General features: G+C 62.8%; 20 protein-coding genes and 1 tRNA gene. 11 read left to right on the forward strand and 10 right to left on the reverse strand.

Going from position 1 to position 21,700, the window contains the following annotated elements; all coding sequences use genetic code 11:
* The first annotated feature begins 15 nt into the window (after positions 1–15).
* The 3 genes from CH302_RS01755 to CH302_RS01765 are packed head-to-tail and all read left to right on the forward strand — an operon-like array spanning position 16 to position 1,703.
* The gene (locus CH302_RS01755; RefSeq protein ID WP_037192195.1) at positions 16–816 is read left to right on the forward strand and encodes a thymidylate synthase; all 801 of its coding nucleotides are present in this window, start codon (positions 16–18) and stop codon (positions 814–816) included.
* Positions 813–1,322: a dihydrofolate reductase gene (locus tag CH302_RS01760; protein WP_037191867.1), complete on the forward strand. Its 510-nt coding sequence runs from the start codon at positions 813–815 to the stop codon at positions 1,320–1,322. Before CH302_RS01755 ends, CH302_RS01760 begins: the two co-directional genes overlap by 4 nt.
* 54 nt (positions 1,323–1,376) lie before the next feature.
* Positions 1,377–1,703 carry a cupin domain-containing protein gene (locus CH302_RS01765; RefSeq protein ID WP_037191865.1) on the forward strand — a complete coding sequence of 109 codons (327 nt, stop codon included), beginning with the start codon at positions 1,377–1,379 and terminating at the stop codon, positions 1,701–1,703.
* Here the strand turns inward: CH302_RS01765 and CH302_RS01770 are convergent.
* Together CH302_RS01770 and CH302_RS01775 are read right to left on the reverse strand one after the other, a co-directional pair.
* A complete protein-coding gene (locus CH302_RS01770; RefSeq protein ID WP_037191863.1) occupies positions 1,696–2,556 on the reverse strand; it encodes a universal stress protein in 861 nt (286 codons plus the stop codon). The genes CH302_RS01765 and CH302_RS01770 overlap by 8 nt on opposite strands.
* 155 nt (positions 2,557–2,711) lie before the next feature.
* The gene (locus CH302_RS01775) at positions 2,712–3,617 is read right to left on the reverse strand and encodes an acyl-ACP desaturase (protein ID WP_037191861.1); all 906 of its coding nucleotides are present in this window, start codon (positions 3,615–3,617) and stop codon (positions 2,712–2,714) included.
* 368 nt (positions 3,618–3,985) lie between these two features.
* On the opposite strand from CH302_RS01775, the gene CH302_RS01780 reads away from it, so the two are divergent.
* From CH302_RS01780 to CH302_RS01810, 7 genes are all read left to right on the forward strand, one after another.
* Positions 3,986–5,185, forward strand: a complete 1,200-nt coding sequence (locus CH302_RS01780) for a PucR family transcriptional regulator (protein ID WP_230596303.1) — start codon at positions 3,986–3,988, stop codon at positions 5,183–5,185.
* A 75-nt stretch (positions 5,186–5,260) separates the two neighbouring features.
* A complete protein-coding gene (locus tag CH302_RS01785) occupies positions 5,261–5,971 on the forward strand; it encodes an ABC transporter ATP-binding protein (protein ID WP_170945723.1) in 711 nt (236 codons plus the stop codon).
* Positions 5,972–6,021: 50 nt separating this feature from the next.
* Positions 6,022–8,439, forward strand: a complete 2,418-nt coding sequence (locus CH302_RS01790) for an ABC transporter permease (RefSeq protein WP_141216574.1) — start codon at positions 6,022–6,024, stop codon at positions 8,437–8,439.
* Positions 8,440–8,590: 151 nt separating this feature from the next.
* Positions 8,591–9,217 (forward strand): isochorismatase family protein, encoded by a 627-nt coding sequence (locus tag CH302_RS01795; RefSeq protein ID WP_176460618.1) that lies wholly within the window; start codon positions 8,591–8,593, stop codon positions 9,215–9,217.
* 115 nt (positions 9,218–9,332) lie between these two features.
* Positions 9,333–9,408 (forward strand) — tRNA-Arg (locus CH302_RS01800).
* 192 nt (positions 9,409–9,600) lie between these two features.
* Positions 9,601–10,407: an FRG domain-containing protein gene (locus CH302_RS01805; protein WP_176460619.1), complete on the forward strand. Its 807-nt coding sequence runs from the start codon at positions 9,601–9,603 to the stop codon at positions 10,405–10,407.
* Positions 10,404–11,516 carry a DUF262 domain-containing protein gene (locus tag CH302_RS01810; protein WP_082323709.1) on the forward strand — a complete coding sequence of 371 codons (1,113 nt, stop codon included), beginning with the start codon at positions 10,404–10,406 and terminating at the stop codon, positions 11,514–11,516. Before CH302_RS01805 ends, CH302_RS01810 begins: the two co-directional genes overlap by 4 nt.
* Here the strand turns inward: CH302_RS01810 and CH302_RS29885 are convergent.
* The 7 genes from CH302_RS29885 to CH302_RS01845 form a co-directional block, all read right to left on the reverse strand.
* Positions 11,476–12,996, reverse strand: a complete 1,521-nt coding sequence (locus CH302_RS29885; protein ID WP_052047760.1) for a tyrosine-type recombinase/integrase — start codon at positions 12,994–12,996, stop codon at positions 11,476–11,478. The genes CH302_RS01810 and CH302_RS29885 overlap by 41 nt on opposite strands.
* 90 nt (positions 12,997–13,086) lie before the next feature.
* Entirely contained in the window at positions 13,087–13,833 is a 747-nt protein-coding gene (locus tag CH302_RS01820; protein ID WP_176460620.1) for a recombinase family protein, read from the reverse strand.
* A gap of 358 nt (positions 13,834–14,191) precedes the next feature.
* Positions 14,192–14,419: a hypothetical protein gene (locus CH302_RS01825; RefSeq protein ID WP_094649871.1), complete on the reverse strand. Its 228-nt coding sequence runs from the start codon at positions 14,417–14,419 to the stop codon at positions 14,192–14,194.
* 335 nt (positions 14,420–14,754) lie between these two features.
* Positions 14,755–16,371: a hypothetical protein gene (locus tag CH302_RS01830; RefSeq protein ID WP_037191851.1), complete on the reverse strand. Its 1,617-nt coding sequence runs from the start codon at positions 16,369–16,371 to the stop codon at positions 14,755–14,757.
* 14 nt (positions 16,372–16,385) lie between these two features.
* The gene (locus tag CH302_RS01835) at positions 16,386–17,345 is read right to left on the reverse strand and encodes a hypothetical protein (RefSeq protein WP_094649872.1); all 960 of its coding nucleotides are present in this window, start codon (positions 17,343–17,345) and stop codon (positions 16,386–16,388) included.
* Positions 17,346–17,696: 351 nt separating this feature from the next.
* Positions 17,697–18,530: a hypothetical protein gene (locus CH302_RS01840; protein ID WP_037191847.1), complete on the reverse strand. Its 834-nt coding sequence runs from the start codon at positions 18,528–18,530 to the stop codon at positions 17,697–17,699.
* Entirely contained in the window at positions 18,527–18,793 is a 267-nt protein-coding gene (locus CH302_RS01845) for a hypothetical protein (RefSeq protein WP_141216575.1), read from the reverse strand. Before CH302_RS01845 ends, CH302_RS01840 begins: the two co-directional genes overlap by 4 nt.
* 806 nt (positions 18,794–19,599) lie before the next feature.
* Between CH302_RS01845 and CH302_RS29525 the strand changes: the two genes are divergently transcribed.
* A complete protein-coding gene (locus CH302_RS29525) occupies positions 19,600–19,818 on the forward strand; it encodes a hypothetical protein (RefSeq protein ID WP_141216576.1) in 219 nt (72 codons plus the stop codon).
* Between the two features lie 235 nt (positions 19,819–20,053).
* On the opposite strand, the gene CH302_RS01860 is transcribed toward CH302_RS29525, so the two are convergent.
* A complete protein-coding gene (locus tag CH302_RS01860; protein WP_230596302.1) occupies positions 20,054–21,229 on the reverse strand; it encodes a hypothetical protein in 1,176 nt (391 codons plus the stop codon).
* Positions 21,230–21,700 lie beyond the last annotated feature (471 nt).

Raw genomic sequence — 21,700 nt, forward strand, 5'->3', positions numbered from 1 at the left:
GCTACGATGACCGTCGTGATGGTTCCGACTCCGTACGAAGATCTGCTGCGCCGCATCCTCGATACCGGTACGGCGAAATCCGACCGCACGGGAACCGGCACCACCAGCGTGTTCGGGCATCAGATGCGCTTCGACCTGGCAGCGGGCTTCCCGTTGATCACCACCAAGAAGGTCCATCTGAAGTCGATCGTCTACGAGCTGCTGTGGTTCTTGCGGGGCGACTCGAACGCCACGTGGCTGCAGGAGCACGGCGTGAGCATCTGGGACGAGTGGGCAGCGCCGGACGGTGAACTCGGCCCCGTCTACGGCGTGCAGTGGCGGTCGTGGCCCACCCCGTCGGGCGAGCACATCGACCAGATCAGCCAGGTCATCGAGACCCTGAAGACCGATCCGGATTCGCGGCGAATGATCGTCTCGGCCTGGAACGTCGGCGAGATCCCACGGATGGCGCTCCCGCCCTGCCACGCGTTCTTCCAGTTCTACGTGGCCGACGGCAAGCTTTCCTGCCAGCTCTACCAGCGCAGTGCAGACATGTTTCTCGGTGTGCCGTTCAACATTGCCAGCTACGCACTGCTCACGCACATGGTGGCGGCGCAGACCGGCCTCGAGGTCGGCGAGTTCGTGTGGACCGGCGGCGATTGCCACATCTACGACAACCACCGCGATCAGGTCACCGAGCAGCTCTCACGCGAGCCGTATCCGTACCCCACTCTGAAACTGGCGCAACGCAATTCGATCTTCGACTACACCTACGAGGACATCGAGATAGTGGACTACCGGCATCACCCGGCGATCAAGGCCCCGGTAGCGGTGTGAGTGCACCGCACTTCGTCGGTCTGATCTGGGCCCAGACCACCGCGGGCGTCATCGGGGACGCGGGATCCATCCCCTGGCATGTCCCCGAGGACATGGCTCACTTCAAATCGAAGACGGCCGAGCATCCGGTGATCATGGGCCGTAAGACCTGGGACTCACTGCCCGCGAAGTTCCGTCCACTGCCCGGCCGTCGCAACATCGTGGTCACCCGCAACTCCTCGTGGACCGCCGACGGTGCCGAGAACGCATCGAGTGTCGCCGACGCCGTGGCCCTGGTAGGCGAGAGCCCGGTCTGGGTCATGGGCGGCGGCGAAATCTATCGCAGTGCAATGGATATCGCGACCCACCTGGAGGTGACCGAGGTCGATCTCGACGTCGAGGGCGACACGAGGGCTCCCGAGATTCCGGCCGGCTGGGTTGCGACGGCGGGCGAGTGGCAGAACAGCCGGGTCGACGGGATCCGATTCCGCTTCGTGGAGTACGGAAAGCCTACCCAACCTTCTTGAGCGCGTTCAGGATTCCCCCGTCGCGACTGCGAGCGGTGCGTCATACTGACGATCATGGACAAGAAGTCACTCACCGCCCTTGCCCGCCAACAGCTCAAACTTGCAGTCGGCGCGTCGAGTGGCCGCAGTTCGCAGACGGTGTACGGCGGTCACCAGCGCCACCTGCGGCAGACGGTCGTGGCTCTGGCCGCAGGCAACAAGCTGGCCGAACACGACCTCTCCGGCGAGTCGACCGTCCTGGTACTCAGTGGCAAGCTCGAACTGATCTCCGGTGAGCGCACCTGGAAGGGCTCGACCGGCGACCTTCTCGTCATCCCCGACGCCCGCCACAGCGTCGAGGCCCTCGAAGACGTGAGCTTCCTGCTGACCGTCGCTATGTGAGCGCTTTCCGCACGACCAGCACGGGGCAGTCCGCGGTGTTGACGAGCGCGAAACTCGTGGAGCCCAACAGCATTCCACCGAATCCGCCGCGCCCCCGGTTGCCCACCACGATCAACGCTCCGGTTTCGGACAATCCACTCAGAATCCGCACCGGACGGTCCTGAGCGACGACGCGCTGTACCTCGACGTCGGGGAACCTCTCCTGCCAGCCCGCGAGGCTCTCTGCCAGCAGAGCCTCCTCACCGTCGGCGATGGCCTGCCAGTCCTTGGGCGCACGGCCGAACGACTGGGTCAGATCGACATCGGACCACACGTGCACCGCGATCAGCACGGCGCCCCGGGCCGATGCTTCGACGAATGCCCACTCGACCGCAGCCTGGTTGACGTCGGAGCCGTCGATACCGACGACGACCGGCCCCTCGGCAACCGGGCGACCGTCGATGTCACGGCCTCGCACCACCGCGACCGGAGAGACGCTGTGCGCAGCCAACGAGAGTGTGACAGCGCCGGTTTCGCTGGCCCCGATCACCAGGAGCTCGGCCTGTGCCGAGACTCCGATGAGAACGTCCATCACACCGCCCTCGACGGCGCTCGAGGTCACCTCGAAAGTGGGATCGTCGACGACCAGAGCCGCCAGAGTTTCTGCCGCCACCAGTCTGGATTTGGCCGTGGCCACGAATTCGGTTGCTTCTCCGGCGAATTCGCTCAGGTCGACCACTCCTGGCATGTCGACGGCCGTGACGATGTGCAATCGCCGATCGCGTCTGCGCGCACAGAGAGCCGCCCAGATCACCGCCTTGTCCGCTGCCGCGGAACCGTCGATACCGACGATGATCGGTCGAGAGCCTGTCACGTTTCGGGCCTCCGGTCGTTGCCCCGCGCACGAGGTCTTCGAGCGTCTGACGAATAGGACTTCAGGCTAGTCGATGGACCCCCGCCGAAGCGCCTCTTCGATTCGGATCGAACCGAAGAGGCGCCGGTCCCACGGACCCCCCGGGGTATGTGGCGTCAGCTGGCGCGCAATGCGTTTGCGTACTCCTGGCTTCGCGTGCGGCCGAGCTCGGTAGCGGCGTTCTGGGCGTCGAGATGATCGAGATAGTCGGCCAGCTGATCGCGGCTGCGTGCTCCGACGCCGAGATCGGTGCGCTCGAAGATGCGCCACTGCGCCAACAAGGGACGCAGGACTTCGTCGAGATGGCGGGGTAGATCGTAGATTCCGTCACGCGAGATGAGCATCGCGCTCCGCGCGAACCCCGGCAGGTTGCTGCCCGGCAGTTGGAAGTTCATGACGACCTCGGTGATCGCCGTGACGGTCAGCGACGGTGCAACGTCGAGCGCCGCGGAGACCAGGTCGGAGAAGAAGCGGACGTGCAGGTCCTGATCGGCGACGATGCGTCCGAGCAGGCGGTCGGCCACCGGATCGTGACACTGAGCGGCGGTGTTGCGATGACAGATGCTCGAGACCGACTCGTCCAGGGCGACCTGAGCCAGCGATCGGAGCAGGTGCGCGCCGTTCATCAGGGCGTCGAAACCCACCGTCATGCACTGCGCGCGGGCTCGACCGAGGGCGATCGGATCGACGCTGCGGGTGGCCACCAGGTAGTCGGTGACGGCCACTGCGTGCCGCGTCCGTTCGTCGCTCCACTCCGTGAGCCACGACGGCCAGACCCCGACTTCGGAGGCAGCGGTATCTCGCCGGTAGAGCGGAATGTTCTGTTCGACCAACAGAGTGGTCACCAGTGCCGCTTTGGCGGCCTCGGTCAAGGTCGAGGGCCGCGAACCCCAGTACATCTCGGCCCGAACGAAGTCGGCCGGTTCCCACCGCACGGCTTCGGCGCGATGGCGAGCGAGATTCACCTCGATGGTCGGCAACAGTTCTCGCAGAACCGCGAACTGCCCGATGTCACTGCGCATACCCGCCCCTTCGCCGCCCGCCTACCCACTCCGAACGACATCAACGTAGGGCCGCCGAACCCGTGTCGTGGACCCCTTGACGATTGTTTAGGGCAAGTCGCAAGCGGCCGGGGCGCGCGCTCGAGATAGGTCACAACGAGTTTTTCCGAAATGGTGGATAACGCGTTGATAACAACCTATGATCGACCCTGTTAGAGGCCAGGAAACAAACTTGAAGTACGAAAACGCCGCGGTTTCGTCGGGGATTGCATACATTGAGCCGTGGAAGCGCATCGATACGCGCCGGTAAGTTTGCTCTCCGATGACCTGAAGAATTCAACACGAAGGGTTGATCTGTGACCGTTCACAACTCGACTAGCCTCGGAATCATGGTCGCGGGTCAGCCTGCGTCGGCTCCTCTTCGCGACTTCCGCGCAGTCGCTCGGCTCCTCGTGGGGCACTTCGCCGCCAACACCCCCTGCGGGTCGTTGCCGGGCGAACAGCTCCACGGCGACGTCACCGAATTCACCGTCAAGTGCATCAGTATCGCCGTGCAGATGCTCGACGAACGGCGTGCTCCGGCGGAGTCCGACCTGGCCGAACTCCGCGCCAAGGCCAGCCAGTGGGCCCGCGAGGGTGTGCCCCTCGAGTCCGTGCTCAGCGTCTACCACGAGGGCATCCAGATCGGCTGGAATCTGGTGTCCAAGAGGGCAGGCGAGGGTGATGCCGCTCAACTGATCGAGGCCGCCCGGATGTTCGTGCTGCTGTCGGAGAAGGTGTCCATCGCCGCCAGCAAGAGCTACGTCGAGGAGCTCCAGGCGGTCGCCAGCGAGCACCACACGGCAGCGCACACCCTGGTGACCTCGCTGCTCAGCGGCCACAACGCGGTCTCGATGGCCCGTCAGTCCGGCATCGAACTCGCCGACAGTTACCTCGTGCTCGCCATCTCGGTGCCGCCGCACCCCGACGAGAACGACCCCAACATCCAGAAGACCGTCGCCGCCCGCAGAAAGCTGCGCCGCGTCCAGGCCGAGCTGGCCACGATCTGCGGTCGCACTCCCCTCTCTCTGCTCAGCACCGAGGGTGGCACCGTGCTCATTCCCGGCACACACGACGACGAGTGGGTCGAGGCGCTGGTGCATCGCATCGGCACGGCCGCCGAGGTTCCCGTCACCGTGACGGCCGAGCAGGCCGCTACCGCGGACATCCCCACCGCGGCCGATCAGGTACACGAACTGCTGTCCTTGGCGCACCAGTTGCACCGCCCGTCCGGCCTGTACCGCATGGACGATCTGGTGCTCGAGTACCAGCTCACCCGTCCCGGCCCCGGCCGTCGCCACCTGACCCAGATCCTCGAGCCCCTCGACTCGTCACCAGAGCTGCTCGAGACCCTCGAGATCCACATCTCGCACGATCTGAACCGTCAGCGGTCCGCTCGCCAGCTCCATCTGCACACCAACACCGTCGATTACCGACTCAAGCGGATCGCCCAACTGACCGGGTTCGACCCGACCCGTCCCTCAGGGATTCGACACCTGCAGGCCGCCCTGGTGGCCCGACGGCTCGAATCCTCGCGCGGCGCAGCGTGATCTGAGAACCCCGACCGGTTTCTCGACCCGACGGCAGGTAGCGTCGGAAGTATTCGAGGAGCAGGGGATCGTTGCATGACGAAGTTGAAGCTCGTGCTGGCCGGTGTGGTCAAGGAGTACCCCACCGGCGAGCAACCGGTACGCGCGTTGGACGGTATCGATCTCACGATCGAGGGTGGCCAGTTCGTCTCGCTCGTCGCGCCGTCCGGTGCGGGTAAGTCGACGCTGCTGCACATGCTCGGCGCACTCGACACGCCGACGTCGGGTTCCATCCGGTTCGACGACGTCGAGGTCACCACCCTCGACGACAACGCCCAATCCGATTTTCGACGCCACCAGGTGGGGTTCGTCTTCCAGTTCTTCAACCTGCTGCCGACGATGTCCGCGTGGGAGAACGTCGCCGTGCCCAAGCTGCTCGACGGCACCCCCATCAAGAAGGCCAAGTCCGACGCGATGCGTCTGCTCGACATGGTCGGACTCTCGAACCGATCCGAGCACCGTCCGGCACAGTTGTCCGGCGGTCAGATTCAGCGCATCGCGATCGCCCGCGCGTTGATGATGGATCCGGCGCTGCTGATCGCCGACGAACCGACCGGCAATCTCGACTCGAAGACTTCCCACAACGTCCTCGAGATCCTCGCCGACGTGGCGCACGCCAGCGACGGGCGTCGAGCAGTGGTGATGGCGACCCACGACCTCGAGGCGGCACGGTCGACCGATCGCATCGTCAGCATGATCGACGGTCGCGTCGAGACCGACACCCCGACCGCGGGCCTCGATCGGTGATAGGCACCGCGCTCAGCCGATTTCGAGTCATCAGCCTTCGCGACCTCCGTATGCACTGGGTGCGTTCGTTGGTCTCGGCCGGCGTCGTCGCCGTCGCGGCCGGGTTGCTCATCGCCGTCCTCGGCACGTACGGATCCTTGACCGGATCCGTCGAGCGTCTCGCCGTGTCGATCGCCGGTAACGCGAACTACGAGATCGTCGGTGTGACCGACTCGGGCTTCGATCAGAGCGAACTCGACGCCGTCCGTGCTGTTCCCGGCGTCGAGACAGCGGTTCCATTGCTGCGCAGCACCGTTCGGTCCGACGTCGGAGACCTGACGATTCTCGGTGTCGACTCATCCATCACGGCACTGCAATCCGATCTGGAAGGCGCAGTCGGCAACGCGGCAGGGTTGCTCACCGATCCGGCCGGTGTATTGGTCGGAGCCGCAACGGGTCTGACACAGGGCGACACCGTCACCATCGACGATGTTCCGACGGCGGTGGTCGGCGTGGTCGACGGCCCGGGAACGCAGCGCATCGGTGGGGGCATGTTCGCCGTCGCGCTCATCCCGACGGCTCAGATGCTCACCGACCGCGCAGGTCAGCTCGATTCGATCTTCGTCCTCGGCAGCGGCGACACTCTGCGCGCCGACCTGGACACCGCATTGGCGGGCCGGGTGTCGGTGATGAATCCGGACTTCCGGGCCGACCGCGCGAACCAGGCCATGAGCCTGACTCGCAATGCGACACTGATGGTCTCGCTCATCGCGTTCGTCGTCGCGGCGTTCCTCGTCTTCAACGTCATGAACATGGCCATCGCGAAGCGTCGACCCACCATCTCGTTGCTCCGAGCAGTCGGTGGCCGCCGCGGCGATATCGTCCGAGACCTTCTGTTCGAGTCCGTTCTGGTCGGTCTCGTGGGCGGTGCCGTCGGAGTTCCGCTGGGAATCGCGATGGGCCGCATCGCGATCGAAAGTCTGCCGCCGTTCCTCTCGCAGGCGTTCGATGCGCGGATCGAATACGTGCTGCCCGGCTTCGCGATTCCGGTGGCGATCGTCGCATGCGTGCTGGCCTGCGTCGGGGCCTCGGCAGTCGCCGCCGTGCAGGTGTATCGCATCTCGCCGATCGAAGCACTCGCCGTCGGCGGCGGGGAAACCTCGGGTGGCCCAGGTCTGCGATTCACCCTGGCTGCGACCGTGTTCGGCGTGCTCGCCGTGGCCGGATCCTTTCTGTTCGCCGTCAACGTCGACGGGCAGTTGACCCTCGGGGCCGGTGCACTGTTCATGTTCGGCGTCGTCGCACTGTGTGTCGGCGCGACCGGACCGATCGTGTCGATCACCGCAGCGGTCCCCCGCCGCTGGGGTGGAGCGGGGCGCCTCGCGACCGCCACCATCGAACGCGCCCCTCGCCGCATCTGGGCAACCGTGATGACGATCGTGATCGCGGTAGGAGTCAGTGTGGGAGTGTCGGGTTCGCTGACCAACATGACCGACTCGGCAGCCGAATCGTTGTCGTCGTTGGCCGATACCGACCTGTACGTGTCGATGACCTCGCCCGACGCCATACCGTCGGGCCCGATCGTTCCCGCCGAGGTGGAAGACGCCGTCGCCGCGACTCCCGGTGTGTCTCGCATCGTCGAGGGGCAGTGGGCATACGCGACGATCGACGGCGAGACGGTATCCATCCAAGGCGTCGCCGACGGTAGCAATGCGGTCACGCTCGCATCGCTCACCGACGACGTGCGTTCCCAGGTGCTCGCCGGTGACGGGGTGGTGCTGTCGCAGGGGTTCGGCAGAACGTTGGGTGTTTCGGTGGGCGACTACATCGACCTCCCGACGCCAACCGGCGTGCAGAACGTGCGAGTGCTGGATCTGGTCGACTACATCAACGCCGCCGGCGGCACGATGGCGATCTCGTTGGATTCGATGCAGCGTTGGTACGACCGGCCCGGAGCCACCTACCTGGAGATCGGCGTCGACGGAGACGTTGAGGCCGTGGAGGATTCACTGCGCGCGACGCTGCCGCCCGAGGCCTTCGTCTACACCGGCGCTGCCGCTCTCGAGGGCACGAGCGCGGCCATCCGACAGTCCGGTGCACTGGCCATCGCGTTGCAGTGGATCGTCGCGCTCGTCGCTGCCGTCGCGTTGCTCAACACGTTGACGCTGTCGGTACTCGAGCGTCGCCGCGAACTCGGCGTACTGCGCGCCATGGGCGGCGGACGGGGAACCCTGGCGCGAATGGTGCTCGCCGAGGCACTGTCGGTCGGCATCGTCGGCGGTGTCCTCGGCCTGATCATCGGCGCGGGCCTGCAGTACCTGAGCACCCTGATCCTCGGCGCCAGCATCGGAATTCCGGTCGCCTACACCGCGAGCTGGTCGGTGCTGCTGTACGGACTCGTCGCTCTCGGCCTGTCGCTGCTGGGTTCGGCTCCACCTGCTGTGCATGCCTCTCGACTGAACATCGTCGACGCCATCGCGGCGGATTAAGTGGTGCGGATCGGGGCCTCGGGATCCGTCGGGGCCTCGGGATCCGCAAACGCGCGCGCGTTCGTCAGGTGCGTGCGGAATAGACATCGATAGGTCGGCGACTCTGCGCGCGTTCGGCAAATGCGCGCGCGTTTGTACGAGGATGACCGATGTGGCCACATTCAGCGTCGAAGTCGAGGAGTACGCGGTCGAAAGTCTGCGGGACTGTGAGGGTGGTCCCGAGTGGGAGGTGCAGCCCGAGCGCGCCGCCGTACTGGTCCACGACATGCAGCCGTACTACCTGAACGTGCTGCACAACTCGGTGCGTTCGCGGGTTGCTGCGGAGGCGTCGACATTGGTGTCGCGCGCCCGGGCCGTGGGGCTACCGATCTTGGCGAGTGGTCCGCGGGCAGCGAGTGCCATCGAGCAGCGTGGACTGCTGGGACCGATGTGGGGCTTGGGTCCGTCCGCCGAGGAGGTTGCGATTTCCGAGCCGGACTTCGTTCCGATCGCGAAACGCAGCTACAGCGCCTTCTATGCCACCGATCTGGAGGTCGAACTGCGCCGACGCGGCCGTGACCAGCTCATCATCGTGGGAGTGTTCGCCTCGGCGGGAATTCTCGCGACGACGTTCGACGCTTTCGCCCGCGACATCCAGTGCTTCGTCGGAATCGAATCGACTGCCGACTACACCGCTCAGCAGCACCACACTGCCCTGAACCTGATCACGTCACTGACCGGCGCGGTGACCAGCAGCGGCAACCTGCTTCACGATCGACACGGTGGGCCGCTAGACTAGCGAGCGCGATGTGGGCCAGCTGTGCACCGTGGCAGCGAACCCATCCGCAACCGATTGTTCGATGGATCGAAAGTCGTTGCTGGACAATGGCTTCGGATCAGCAAGACGATCACCAGCCTTCGTAGCTCAGGGGATAGAGCAACCCTCTCCTAAAGGGTAGGTCGCAGGTTCGAATCCTGCCGAGGGCACCACGTATAACCGCAGGTAGAGCGCCTGCAAGACCAGTCGGAGGGGCCGATTTCACCGCCCCGGAGCCCGAAACGCGCGTGAGTTACGCGTGACAGGCGGTTCCACCATGCATGATTGCTGGCTCATACCGCAGCGATAACGCGGTCTGCGCGCGCCCCGACTGCGTGTCTGGCGATCGTGATATACATCGTCTGGTGATCTCCGTGGACTCAGTACATGCCTACGTCGAAGTGGCTAGCCAGCGCGACGACGGAGAAGGGGTCCGTTGGTTTCGCGGCATCCGTTCTATCGACTATGCGCTGACACCAAGCCTCTACCGACCTGAATCAACAAACAACAAGTCGCTCAGTATTGATGAGACTCTGAAGGTTGAGCAATGGCTGCTTGATAGATTTGCAGAACGCTCAGCGCCTTTCCGTAGCCATAATCAATCAACAGAAAAGATTGAGCTTCTATTCGAGATGCAGCACTACGGCACTCCAACCCGCCTGCTCGATTGGTCTGAGAGCGCGCTCGTCTCGCTGTGGTTCGCAGTAATGGGCGACAGTGCGGACGACTCAGCCGTCTGGATTTTGAACCCTGCGAAATGGAACGATCTTGTATTCTCGCAAAGGAAAGACGTCAAGAATGTCTTGGCTCCACTTTCCCCGGAAGTTATCGGCATGCAACCTTGGGCTTCACTAAGGCCCGAAATCCTCCATGAAGCACCGCTTTGCATTTATGGCGTTCACAATTCTACTAGAATTGTTAGCCAACGTGGTGTTTTCACACTCGGAGGCCGCTCGATGCTCGCAATGGAGGAGCAGGTGAACGATCTGGCGAAGTTCGGGACGTATAGCGAAACTGAATTGCTAAGCAAGATCGTCATTCCGCAAGGCGCTCGTGATGATATTCGAAGTCAGCTAACTGCACTCGGATTTACCCATTCAATGATTTTTCCTGACCTTGCCGGACTCGCAAAAGAGCTGACCGAAAGACTCGACGAAAGCGGCCTAGTATGACATTCGAGGTACGTCCGTTCGAAGCACGGACCGCATCCTGGTGGTTTCGGAACCGAGATGAAATAGACTTTAACCCGAGCTATCAACGAACTGGACCTGTATGGGACCAGTCTCGCCAAGCTTTCCTTATCGACACAATGTTAAATGACTACGACATGCCCAAGCTCTACCTCGCAGACTTCACATATTTCAAGAGCCGCCTCAACACCTCAAACAAGCGATTCTCCATAATCGATGGTAAACAACGCTTGTCGTCAATCTTTAACTTCTTCGAAGACTCCTATCCTCTGCTTCCCGACTTCAACCTTCGAGACGACCCTGACTTTCCCGCCGCGGGTTTGAGGTACTCAGAACTTCGACAGGTCGCCCCAGACCTTGCGATCAAGTTGGAAAACTTTAATTTGCCGGTAATGAGCGTCATCTCCGATGATATACAAGCAGTCAATGAGCTATTTGTTAGGTTGAACAGCGGCAAACCATTGACGGCCGCCGAGCGCCGGAACGCGATGAATGGCGTGGTGCCCGAACTTGTTCGAGATATCACGTCATCAACTTTCTTCACGGACTGCGTGGCGTTCTCGAACCGCGGGCGCTCACATGACCAAGCCGCGGCGAAACTCCTATTGATCGAGTACGCCGACCGACCTACCGATCTGAAGAAGAGGCAACTAGACGCGCTCTATCAAACTGGCGAGAGTTCGAACAGCGTCAGCACCTTAAACTCTGCGACAGTGACTGTGCTTGAGTCTCTGTCGCGCATGGCGGAAATTTTTGACTCTAAGGATCCCCTCCTCAAGACCCAGGGGCAGATTCCCGCATACTATTTCTTATTGCGTGAGTGGCCAGATACCCCGCTCAGTCGGGATGACATCCAGATTTTCCATGACTTAAGGCGGTCTGCGCGCACCGCCGGGCGCGTCTCGGACCCAGCTTCAGAATCGTCAACCTTCCTTCACACAGAATTTGAGCTTGCAGTTGAATACAACTACCTGATGCGAAACCCAAATGATGCACGGTCGGTCCACAATATGGCATCGATACTTGCCGAGTTCGTCAGCAGGAGACACGCTAGCTCGTCTTTTGATGACCAAACAAAGAGATTACGTTAGCCCGGCCCCGAATTGGGAGTGGGCGGGTGAGCGGAGCCTGCTTCCCGCCCTCGTTCTCGGCGATGTAGTCCGCGTAGACGTTGAGCGTGGTCACGTAGGACGCGTGCCCGAGCCACTTCGAGACCTGCATGTAGTGCTCCCCCGCGCTCAGGCTCATCACCGCGAACGTGTGGCGGAGGTCGTGCCAGCGGGAGTGCGGCAGGCGGACCGCGCGTAGGGCGGGCTCGAAGTAGTGGTCAGCGACGTTGCCGGGGTTGATCGGAACGCTCCACTTGTACCCCTCGGACGGGGCGGGCCGAATGCAGGTCGCCGTCGGGTCGAAGGTCGCGTTGCGGCGGTCGGCGGCTCCGTTCTTCCGACGTACCTCAGGGTCAACGACCGTCGCGCGCTCTGGTCGGATCGCGTCTTGGGTCAGGCCGTCCGGCAACGTCTCCCCCGTCGCATACCGACCAGGAAACAGCGGCGAGTCCTGGTCGTAGTCCGCCTGGTCGGGGTTGCCGAACGGGTGAACCTCGTAGAGGTACCGACGCAGGTCGTCCGCCAGCCAACCGTCAATCGGCACCGTTCGACGGCTTCGCTTGCTCTTCGGGGTACCGGTCTCGAAGCCACCCCGAACGGCCCGCCTTGTCCGCGTCAGGCGCAGAGACCCGTTACGCCCCTCAATCTCCGGCAGGCCCACGTCCCCGACATTAAGGCCGGCAAGCTCTCCCGCGCGGAGTCCGCTGTAGGCGCTCGTCGTCACCGCCAACGCGTAGATCGGGTAGCCCTGGACGCGGGCGATGTGGTCGGTTACAGCACCTACCTGTTCGGCGGTGAGTGGTCGCGGCTCGAACTCGGGGGTGTCCGCGTCGATGGTGGCCGTGGTCCGACCGAGGGGAACCGAATGCACAGGGTTTGCCGGGATAGCCCCGTCCACGACCGCAACGTCCAAGATCCTCCGCAATACGTCGTAAGCAGGCTTGATCGTGGTCCTAGCCAACGTAACCATCTCCACCGGCTCGTCGGGTCGGTAGCTGCGCTTCGGACGCGGACTCAGCAGATTGGCCCGGAACCGACGAATGTCCGCGGCTGTGATCGAGGCTACGGCGCGCGTAGCGAAGGTGTCTGCGATGTAGCGCTGGTAGACGGCTTCGGTCTCCCGCGCATACCTCGGTTTCACTGCCCCGGCCAAGCCCTCGAAGTACTGGTGGGCGAAGTAGCCGAGCGCCTGGTCTCCGAGCTTGCGGAGTTCCGACGGCGACGCGGCAACTACTTTGTGCCGCTGAGCGTTCAGCTCGTCGCAGTACTCCTGCGCTGCTTCCTTCGACCGGAAGGTGCGTTGCCGGTTGACCTCTTTGGCTCGACCGTCGGGCCGGTCTGGGTTGAAGGGGATGGGTCGCCCATGTTCGTCGCGAGCCTTCTCAGTCCACCGCACCCGATACGACGGGACGGGCTTGCCGTCCTTGGTACGCTTGGTCTCTGCCTTCTCGATGTGAGGCATTGCTACTTCTGTCCGGTTCCGAAGATTGCGGCGATCACGATGAAGGCGATGGGTAGGACGACCACGAGGATCAGGGCGAAGGTGTCCATGTCAGGCCACGCCCTCTCGCTGGAGCAGGCGACGGATCGTGCTGTGGTGCCACTGGAGGCCGTCACCTGGGGTGGGCACGCCGTGCTCGTCCAGCTTCCGAGCGATGACCTTGGCGCTGAGGCCGTCTTCTTGGCGCATGGCGATGATCTCCGCGACGATGGACGGGTCGATCTTCGACGGCCTGCCGAGCTGCTGGCCCTGAGCCTTGGCCCGACGCAAGCCCTCCTTGGTCCTCTCGCTGATCTTTCGCTTCTCCTCAGCGGCCATCGCTACTCGAATGTCGAAGAGCAGGCGCTGGCTGGCGTCGCTGGAGTTCGCCCCGTTGCAGTCAAGCAAGGTCCAACCATTCGTATTGGCGCGCTTGGCGATTGATGCCGCATCGAGCTGATCCCGCGTGGCGCGATCAAGTGCGCGCACCAGCAGGCCGTCTGCGAGACCAGACTCAATAGCTGCGATGGCAGTCTGGCGTCCGAACAGCTTGGGCACGCTCCCACTGCTCATCACATCGTATGTGACAGTGAGTAACTGGAGGTCGTTGGTTTGGCAGTACCTACGCATCTCATCAGACTGCGCTCCGAGGCCGTGCCCCTTCTCCTGGGCGCTGGTCGAAACCCGCGCATAGCCAATAACCCTGAGGCCCTTGAGCTTTGGTCCCGAGTGTTCGCGCTGGTCGAGCGTGTGCATCGTCGTCATTTTGTTCTCCTGTTCGCCTTGCTGAGTGGGGCCGGAAACGTCGCCGTCGGTCATCGGGGACGCTTACGGCCCCGAAAGTACGCCAGTCGCCCACCGGAAGCTACAAGGGCTGCTACAACTGGAATATGCTCAGTATCAGTGCATTTTGGTTCTAAGGGCTTGAACCCCTGAGATGAGACGAGTCCCCCGATTCGCCGTCAACGCTGGGGAGCTGTGGAGCTAGGCGGGTGCAATCTGTGTCGTCGCTTCTCGTTCGGCCCGTACTCCGCGAGAGGGCGGTAGTGCCGCCGACCTTGGCCCTGAGACCACTGCTGCGGCCGGGGTGAGCTGATTGACTTAGGCTCCGCGAGGGTGAGGCTGACCGGGGAGACGAGCGCGTCGAATCCACTACAACCGTGATTATCGCGCTTGCTCAGAACCAGTCCCATCCTTCCTCTGGCGGCGCAGGCATCCGCGCACCGAAGTTCCCGTCGTTCAACTTGCTTGGGGCTTTCTTACGTTCTTCCTCGTCGGCAGCCATGGCGTCGACCTCAGCCCATACCTTCGCGTCTCGGCGTGCGTACCGGACGCGGTCGTTCTCCAACACCACTGCTTCGTGCCGCGCAGTCCGCCGCTCGCTCGTCCACGACTCACTCGCCATCGACCCTCCTTCCACTCATCTCGTCCTTCTCGTCACCATGACCGTCATTTCCTCACTGCACGATGCGTTCTTGTTGTGACCGATAGTTACCGGCGCTTACCCGCTTACTACCGGACTGAGACTCACCAGAAACCCACTCCTACCAGGCCTTACCCGATTACCCGACTACTTCTCTAGAACTAGGATGAGTAGTAAAAGGTAGTTAGTAGCTCGTATAGACGCCCCGTATAAGGGGTTTCGGAGGCCCGGTAGCGCCGGTAAGCGGGTAACCGCTGGTCAGGGTGGGTTTTCGGGGGCGGTATCCGGCCGGTATTCGCGCCGGTAGGCGACCTGGTTCACCGTCCGAACGCCTTCGCAGCGGCCGGCGACGCCCACTCTACGCTCAGCAAGATGCTCTTGGACGTGGAATTTTCCTCACTGTGCGGCATCTTCTGCACTCGTTTTCGCTTGCGGGACTGAGGTTTCCCGAACGCATCGCGGATCTGCTTGTTGAACTGGGTGCGGTCGATCCGGGAGTCGTGACCCAGTTGCGCGTCCTTCTGTTCACGGTCGAAGTGCGTCCACGCGTCGTCGATGGCCACCGCCCACCCGTGTCTCGGTGCGCCGTTCACCGCGCGGACCGCCGTCGAACGCCAGGACTGGAAGAACGACAGGTCTGCGTGAGCCTCGGCGGTGGCCGTCAGGATCGCCGGGTGCAGCCTATCCAGGCGCAAACTTCCCCTGAGCACGTCCACCCGCCCCTCGACCAATAGGCGCAGAAAGTGCTGCTTGTCCAATGGGGTGAAATCACGGTCGGTCTGATCGGCGTCGGGAAGCCGGTGATCGAAAGGGAGCACGAGAATGCGACGCTTCAGGGCCTCGTCCGCGTCGATGACACTCGGCATCGCATTCGTCGCGATCAGCGGCGTAAACCACGGCTGCACCTTATGAATGAAGTCCTTGTACATGTAGCGGCCCGCGATCTCGTCGCCAGCACCGGTGATCATTTTGACGTGGTCGCCGTGCATCTTCACCCGCCCCGACAACTCCGACGAGAACGTCACGAACAGGTATGCCGCATCCAGGATTTCCGGGGTCGGTCCTTCGGCCTTGCCTCGGAAGATGGACATGTTGACGGTGCTGCCGAGTTCACCGATCGTCTCGCGGAACAGCCGCAGCAACGTCGACTTGCCGCTACCAGTGTCACCCTTCACGAACAGCATGAGGCGCTTAGGGTTTCCGCGCTGCAAGCAGTAGCCCAGAAGCCGGAACACATCGCGCCGATACTCGACGTCAGGCAGGAACTTGCTGAGGTAGTCGTCCACCCATGCCGAACGCGCCGCCGGGTCGAATTGGGTCGGTGCGTGATAGAGCACTGCATCGTTGCGGCTGGCGGGACGGGTTGCCGCGGCTGCGCTATCGCCGTCGACCAACACCCCGAAGTCGAGAACCTGACCCGCAGCGACACCGAGCAAGCGGGGATTGCTGTCGAAGAACGTCCGATTCACCGCGTTCTGCGTGTGCGCAATCTCCAAGTACCGCTTCATCGCAGTCAACTGCCCTGTGGCGGTGGCGCGAGTCTCAAGCTTGTTGGCGCGCTGGTTGATTGCTTGTGCATCATCGGTTCCAGCGCTTGCCCGTGCGGCTGCTCGTTCGAGCTCTGCGGCCCGCTTGAGTCGGTTCTCTACTGCCGGCGCACAGAAATCGTTGTAGAGACCTTGGTCAGTGTCGCGGATGCGGAATCGGTTGCTGTTCTCGTCCCACACGACCCACCGGCTTGTCCCTTCGAGCCCCCGCACGGTGTCGCGGTGGAAGTCGGTAAACATGTTCGCGTTACCGAGGTCGTTCGGGTTGTACTTGTTCGGGTCGACGTAGACCCGTAGGTCGGCCTTCGCTTGCTCCGTCGCATCAGGGGCCGGTAGATCGTCGTCCGTGACCGGGAAGCTCCAACGGTAGCCGCTTCGGGTTTTCACACATGTCGCGGTTCTCATGCTTCGCTCACCGCCGAATCAACGCGGTGGCGGACGACGATGCGGCCGTCAGAGTCACGTTGAGGCTCCGGGGACATTCCGCGACTACGAGCGCGACCGACAGCGCCTTGTAGCGCCCGCTCGAACGCCGACAGCGCCTCCCGTTCCGAGCGGGGTTCGCCGGGGGCGTCTCCGTTTCTACGCAGCTCCATGACTTCGAGGTAGGCGCGCTTGATGAATTCCAACGCCAATGCCAAACCAGCTCGGTTCTCTGTGGACAGCAGGACTACGTAGAGGACTCGGTTGCGCATCAGGTTGTAGGCTGAGGCTTCCTCGTCGGTCCCATCGCGGAACATCGCGACCAACTCGTCATAGTTGAGCTGATCGAGCATCGAGCGATATCGTCCAAGTGCCAGCATCTCGGGAACTGTTGCGCTTGAGCCTTTTTGCTTATCCACCCACTTCCACGCTTCGCCTCGAGTCGTAGGCACGGCCTCGGGCAAGTTGCTTCTCGGCTTGATCGGCTGAGCATCGTACGTGTCCAGGGCTCGCAACAGGCTTGAGCGGTGCACGGAGCGCGACTCCGAGCCAATCCTCGTCACCACCGGCACAGGGGCTTTCGGGTTCTTGTTGTTGACAGAGCCTGGCATGCGAAGGATGCGACTGAGGTCGTACACGCCGTCAACGCAGGACCCAGGCCGGACCTCGCTCGACATCTGCTGCACCAGACCGCCCCACCGCTGCAGCAAACCCTTCCACTGCTCTCGTTCGACAGCGGATGATATGCAGTTCGGTGACCGCTTGGTATTGGCTATCCGCCAAATCGGTTGTACGCCATGGCCGGACTCGATGATGACTGCCGGCTTTATGCCGAGGATGCCGGTCAGCTTCGCCGCAACCTTGTGGCACTCTGCGAGCGAACCGAGCGCACCAGGCTTGATGTCAAGATCGGCGAACAGACCGACGATGCGAGTCACGTCGACCTCCTTGCCTCGCGATCCGAACGGTAGGCCGGTTCGGACAGGGTTCAGTCCGAAGTAGCAATTCCAATCTTGAGGCGGGGCAAACCTGTTGGTGTGGTACCAAGCCACGGACTCGACATTGAGGCGGCGTTCTTCGGCGGGACTCTTTCCTATGGTTGACACGATGTCATCAGAACGGAGACCGAGGGCCAGCAGCGTTCGCACTAGCTCCGACCGGCGTCTACGGGTAGACTTCACTCTAGATTCCTTTACGAGACAATGGGATTGAATGTGCGAGTGGGATCGCACGAAGGCAGTACTATAGGCGGCCAGACCGGAATGAGCCACGGTCTGGCCGCTTCGCTGTCATTGGGTTGGATTGAGCCGTTCGAGGCCGTCTTGCCAGTCCTCGTCAACGGGCCAGCCGATGCCGTGTTCCTCGCCGTCATTGCTGACGAAGTCGAGTGGGCTGGCAAACTCTCCACCGAAGAAGCTGTTGAGGTTGTCTCGGCAGCTCCAGCAAGTCGGAAACACGTAGACTGTCGCACCCGCTGAATACAGCAGTCCCAGGCTCGGTTCCGCATGCTTGGACTCACACCAACGGCATTGAGAAGCAAAGTAGTGCATTGCCAGACGGGCTACCCGGCTCGTCGTATAGCCGGGAAGCACGGGGAAAAGCACGGCGCTCGGGGTGATCTCCCCGCCATCGGTGAAACAGAGCGGCAAGTCAGGTGCCACGAACGGCACTTTCGGGTCCGCGAGCACCACACTCGGTCCCGGTTGACTTGTCGCCAGCTCTGCTGATTTGCCGTATAGCTGGCGATCCTCACGTTCACTCAAGGGATAGACGTTGAACTCATAACCATCAACTCGATATGGCAGCCGCCCACGCCCTGTCAAGTTCGAGTGAGAGAAGTCGAGCGATGTGTTCTCCGCATACCAAGTCAGTTCGGCCACCGTGTACTTCTCGGCCCTCACCGCGTCAACAGCAGCACGAATCAGTGGATGCTCGGCCGCTCCACACGAGAGTTTGCGGTAATCCACAATATTGGGCTCCCCATTTTGCCACCCCTTCACCACAGGCTTGTCGCCGTTTATGTTTGCCGACACGAGGGCATCCGCGAGCGGGTCCACGCGGTGAATGTCGCGCAGCTTCTCGACGTGCGCACGCATCTCAGCGTCGTTCATCGGGGCGCTCACGATGCGGCCTCGTTGCGGCGATCCAAGTACTCAGCGTCCCTGGTGGATTCAACCCATGCGAGCACGTCGGCACGGCTGTACCGGACACGGCCGCCGATGAGATGCCTACGCAGCTTCCGCGCATACGTCGCGGTCAAGACGGTGCGCTCTGTGACGTATGTCAGACCCAACTCATCACGCAGCATAGTGACCACCGCTGCACGGTCCATCTTCGGCGCAACCTCGGCGAGGGCGTCACGCGGCGTCTCTACTGGCTTTCCCATTTGACTGCTCCTGTTCAGTGGAGCCAGAGGACTGCCCAGTAAAACGACAAAAGCCGAGCACTGTGGACAGACCCCTGGCGGGGCTTGTCCACTGCTCTGCTAAACGTAGTCATCAGGTTCTTCTGCCAGCGCCGTAGCGTGCTGGTACCTTCCGGTTGCCCGGTGTCGGCGTCCCTCGTATTCGCGTAGCCGCTGTGAGTCCTCCGGTACACGTCGTAACGGCCATCGGAACAGCGGCGTCGGGCGTAAGCCCGACGAGAGTTAGCGTACCCGAAACGGAACCGGCGCGTCTACTCCGGGATTCTCGAAAGATGTTGCGCGCCTACCCTACCGGGGCAGTCGGCCAATTTAAGCGGCCCAGCTTGCAAATTTTGACATGTCGTCGAAGCGAAAGCAACAGCACCCCGACCCGGAAGACTCACGGATCGAGGTGCTGAGGTCCTGCCGCGCCGAGCCGACATGTCATGCCTGCGGCCGCAGGATCAGTCCACGTCTCGACAAGTCTAGAAACCGTGGTCTGCCGTTCCCACTGCCCGAAGGCCAATCACCCGAGAGACTTGTGCAGTGGGAGAGCTATGAAGTTGTGCGAGTCGGTCGACGCCGAGGACTATCGCGACCGCACTTTGCGCCCAGCTGTACTGACTGTCGAGGGCCTGCGGGCTGTCGTACGAGCCGACGCCCGGACGACGGACTTCGACCGCGCAGAATGGCGCTTCGATGATGCTGGCTTCCGAGCCTGCGCGGATCGGTAGCCGTACGCGCCACCGATCGCGCCGCCCGCGACCGCGCCAACCTTGGGACCTGCGATGTCTCCGAGAGCTGCGCCGACGAAACCGCCGAATGCGCTGCCTCCGGTCGCGGCCAGCCCGACTGCGCCGCCGATGCGCGGTCCGAGCACCTTGCCGACAACCGCCCCCGACGCCGCGCCTGCCGAGGCACCGATGGCCGTCCTCGTCGCGCGGGATCGTGCTCTGGGACCGCCGCCTGACGTCTTGCTCCACCGTCCACCGCTGTCGCGGGGCTGACCCCGGTAGCGGCTTTTGGACCGAAAGCTGCGCCCCGCCACTAGACGGAACTACCGGGTGTGGCGGCCCGAATCAGCCTGCGGGACTTGAGGCTGTTCGGATCAGACACAGTTTGGCCGGCGACCGTACCGATGTATCGAGTCGCATCGGGCGGCGTCAGTCCCGCGCCGTGCGAGAACTCGGACTTACCCGGTGCGGGTGCATCTTTGCCGCTCTTTCGCCTGGCCATGGCTGGCTACTTCGGGAACGTCGGGACGGTGTACGCGCCGGTCGTAACTTGGGTGACGGCAGCGCCACCCCGGTATCGCACGCCGGTGCCGTATCCGATTGCGTAGATCGAGCCCACTACCGGGTACCGTGAGTCTGAGCCAGCGATCAATCGCAATCCCTGGTATGCCGGATTTGCGTGCACACGGAAACCGATCGGGTTTCCCTCGGCATTGGGCCCAGCCGAAGCCACCACCGCGACATACCCCTTGGGCACGAACGCCGATTGGATGACGTATGACTCGCCGTAGCTTCCGAGGACAGGGAGGTTGTTCCACTTCGCTGGTACAACGTCTCCGACGATCTGCTCCGCGAGAAGTCGTGGAGGCGCGGAATCGCTTGGTATGAAGTCGAAATGGGCTTCCACGCCATCTGCACCAGGTTCGCCTGCGCGGAACTGTGCGATGCGCTTCGCTTCCAACGGATTGGCCAGGATGACGAGCTGGCGGCCCGTGTCGTTCGAGAATCCCTTGCGGGTGACTTTGTCCATCAGTGTTTCGACGTCTGACGGATCCAGGATCGCACTGCCTGTAGTGAGGTAGTGGGTGTCCGTTGCCGGGTCGAACTCGTCGCCCAGGTATGGCGGAATGTACATTCCGTCGGCGTTGTAGAGGCCGTAAACCGTGTTGCCTTCGGTGGACTGGTGCCGTTCTGGGTCGAACAGGCGCTTGAGAACGGCCGTGGTCGTTGCCCGGTTCGCACCTTCGAGCACCGAATTGTGAACCGCTGCTACCTGTCGAGCGTCTGCGTCTCGGAGGTACTTCCACGTGTAGCGGGTCGCAATGTCGTAGTCCTCGTAGTCGTATCCGAGCTTGATGACGTCGTTCGGGATCGCATGGCCCTGCGGCACACCGAATTCCGAAGCGACCTCGAACTGAGCACCGGCGACGGACTGCGGCACGGCGTCGATCTGGCGCGTGGTCTGATAGCTGAGTAGCGCTGCGAGAGAGCTGCGTTCTTCGTTGTAGATCGAGAGCGTCGTGATGAATTCGGCCCAGACCAAGTTGAGGTCGGTGCCGTCCGAGGTCTGCGAGACGAGTACGTCGCCCTCGATATTGGTGCCGCGTTCGCCGCCGAAGATCGAGAAGTACGCGGGGTCAGCCATAGCCGCCCGCAGAGCTGGGTCGAGAAGAGTGGTCGTCATGAGTGATTCCTTCGATACGGAGTGGAGCCGAGGTCGGCTGGGAGGGGTGCGCGTCTCGCGCGTGCGGAGAAACCGCCGGTGGACTTCTTCCAGTCCCGTACCTGTTGGGCTTCCAGCCCGTGAATCCGTGCTTGCCGAGAGCGCTCTCCGAGCGGCGTCACCGGCTTACGAGACCGACCCTACGCGACTCCCGCGACGACGTAAACGCGCGTGAAATACGCGTGACGTGCGGCCGTATTTGTCCGAAACCGGCCGGAACTCGCCGCGTACTCGATCGGTCTAATATCGACCCCTACCTGCGGCAAGACGCGGATCGCAGCGATGTCCGCCGAGGTCGCCGAACTCACGCCCTCCGCGCTCCTAAAGGGTAGGTCGCAGGTTCGAATCCTGCCGAGGGCACAGCCTAAAGGCGCAGTTCAGGGCACCCAAGCTGCGCGTACCAACGTTGGTCGCCCACCGCCACCCCCGCTC

The organism is Rhodococcus sp. 15-2388-1-1a (genome assembly GCF_002259145.1).
Taxonomy (GTDB): Bacteria; Actinomycetota; Actinomycetes; order Mycobacteriales; family Mycobacteriaceae; genus Rhodococcoides.

What these genes read in the sequence shown, in the direction of transcription:
- CH302_RS01765 (WP_037191865.1), top strand. Translation starts at nt 1,377, where the DNA reads ATGGACAAGAAGTCACTCACCGCCCTTGCCCGCCAACAGCTCAAACTT.
- CH302_RS01775 (WP_037191861.1), bottom strand. Translation starts at nt 3,617, where the DNA reads ATGCGCAGTGACATCGGGCAGTTCGCGGTTCTGCGAGAACTGTTGCCG.
- CH302_RS01780 (WP_230596303.1), top strand. Translation starts at nt 3,986, where the DNA reads ATGGTCGCGGGTCAGCCTGCGTCGGCTCCTCTTCGCGACTTCCGCGCA.
- CH302_RS01785 (WP_170945723.1), top strand. Translation starts at nt 5,261, where the DNA reads ATGACGAAGTTGAAGCTCGTGCTGGCCGGTGTGGTCAAGGAGTACCCC.
- CH302_RS01790 (WP_141216574.1), top strand. Translation starts at nt 6,022, where the DNA reads ATGCACTGGGTGCGTTCGTTGGTCTCGGCCGGCGTCGTCGCCGTCGCG.
- CH302_RS01810 (WP_082323709.1), top strand. Translation starts at nt 10,404, where the DNA reads ATGACATTCGAGGTACGTCCGTTCGAAGCACGGACCGCATCCTGGTGG.
- CH302_RS29885 (WP_052047760.1), bottom strand. Translation starts at nt 12,996, where the DNA reads ATGCCTCACATCGAGAAGGCAGAGACCAAGCGTACCAAGGACGGCAAG.
- CH302_RS01820 (WP_176460620.1), bottom strand. Translation starts at nt 13,833, where the DNA reads ATGACCGACGGCGACGTTTCCGGCCCCACTCAGCAAGGCGAACAGGAG.
- CH302_RS01825 (WP_094649871.1), bottom strand. Translation starts at nt 14,419, where the DNA reads ATGGCGAGTGAGTCGTGGACGAGCGAGCGGCGGACTGCGCGGCACGAA.
- CH302_RS01845 (WP_141216575.1), bottom strand. Translation starts at nt 18,793, where the DNA reads ATGGGAAAGCCAGTAGAGACGCCGCGTGACGCCCTCGCCGAGGTTGCG.
- CH302_RS29525 (WP_141216576.1), top strand. Translation starts at nt 19,600, where the DNA reads ATGTCTCCGAGAGCTGCGCCGACGAAACCGCCGAATGCGCTGCCTCCG.
- CH302_RS01860 (WP_230596302.1), bottom strand. Translation starts at nt 21,229, where the DNA reads ATGACGACCACTCTTCTCGACCCAGCTCTGCGGGCGGCTATGGCTGAC.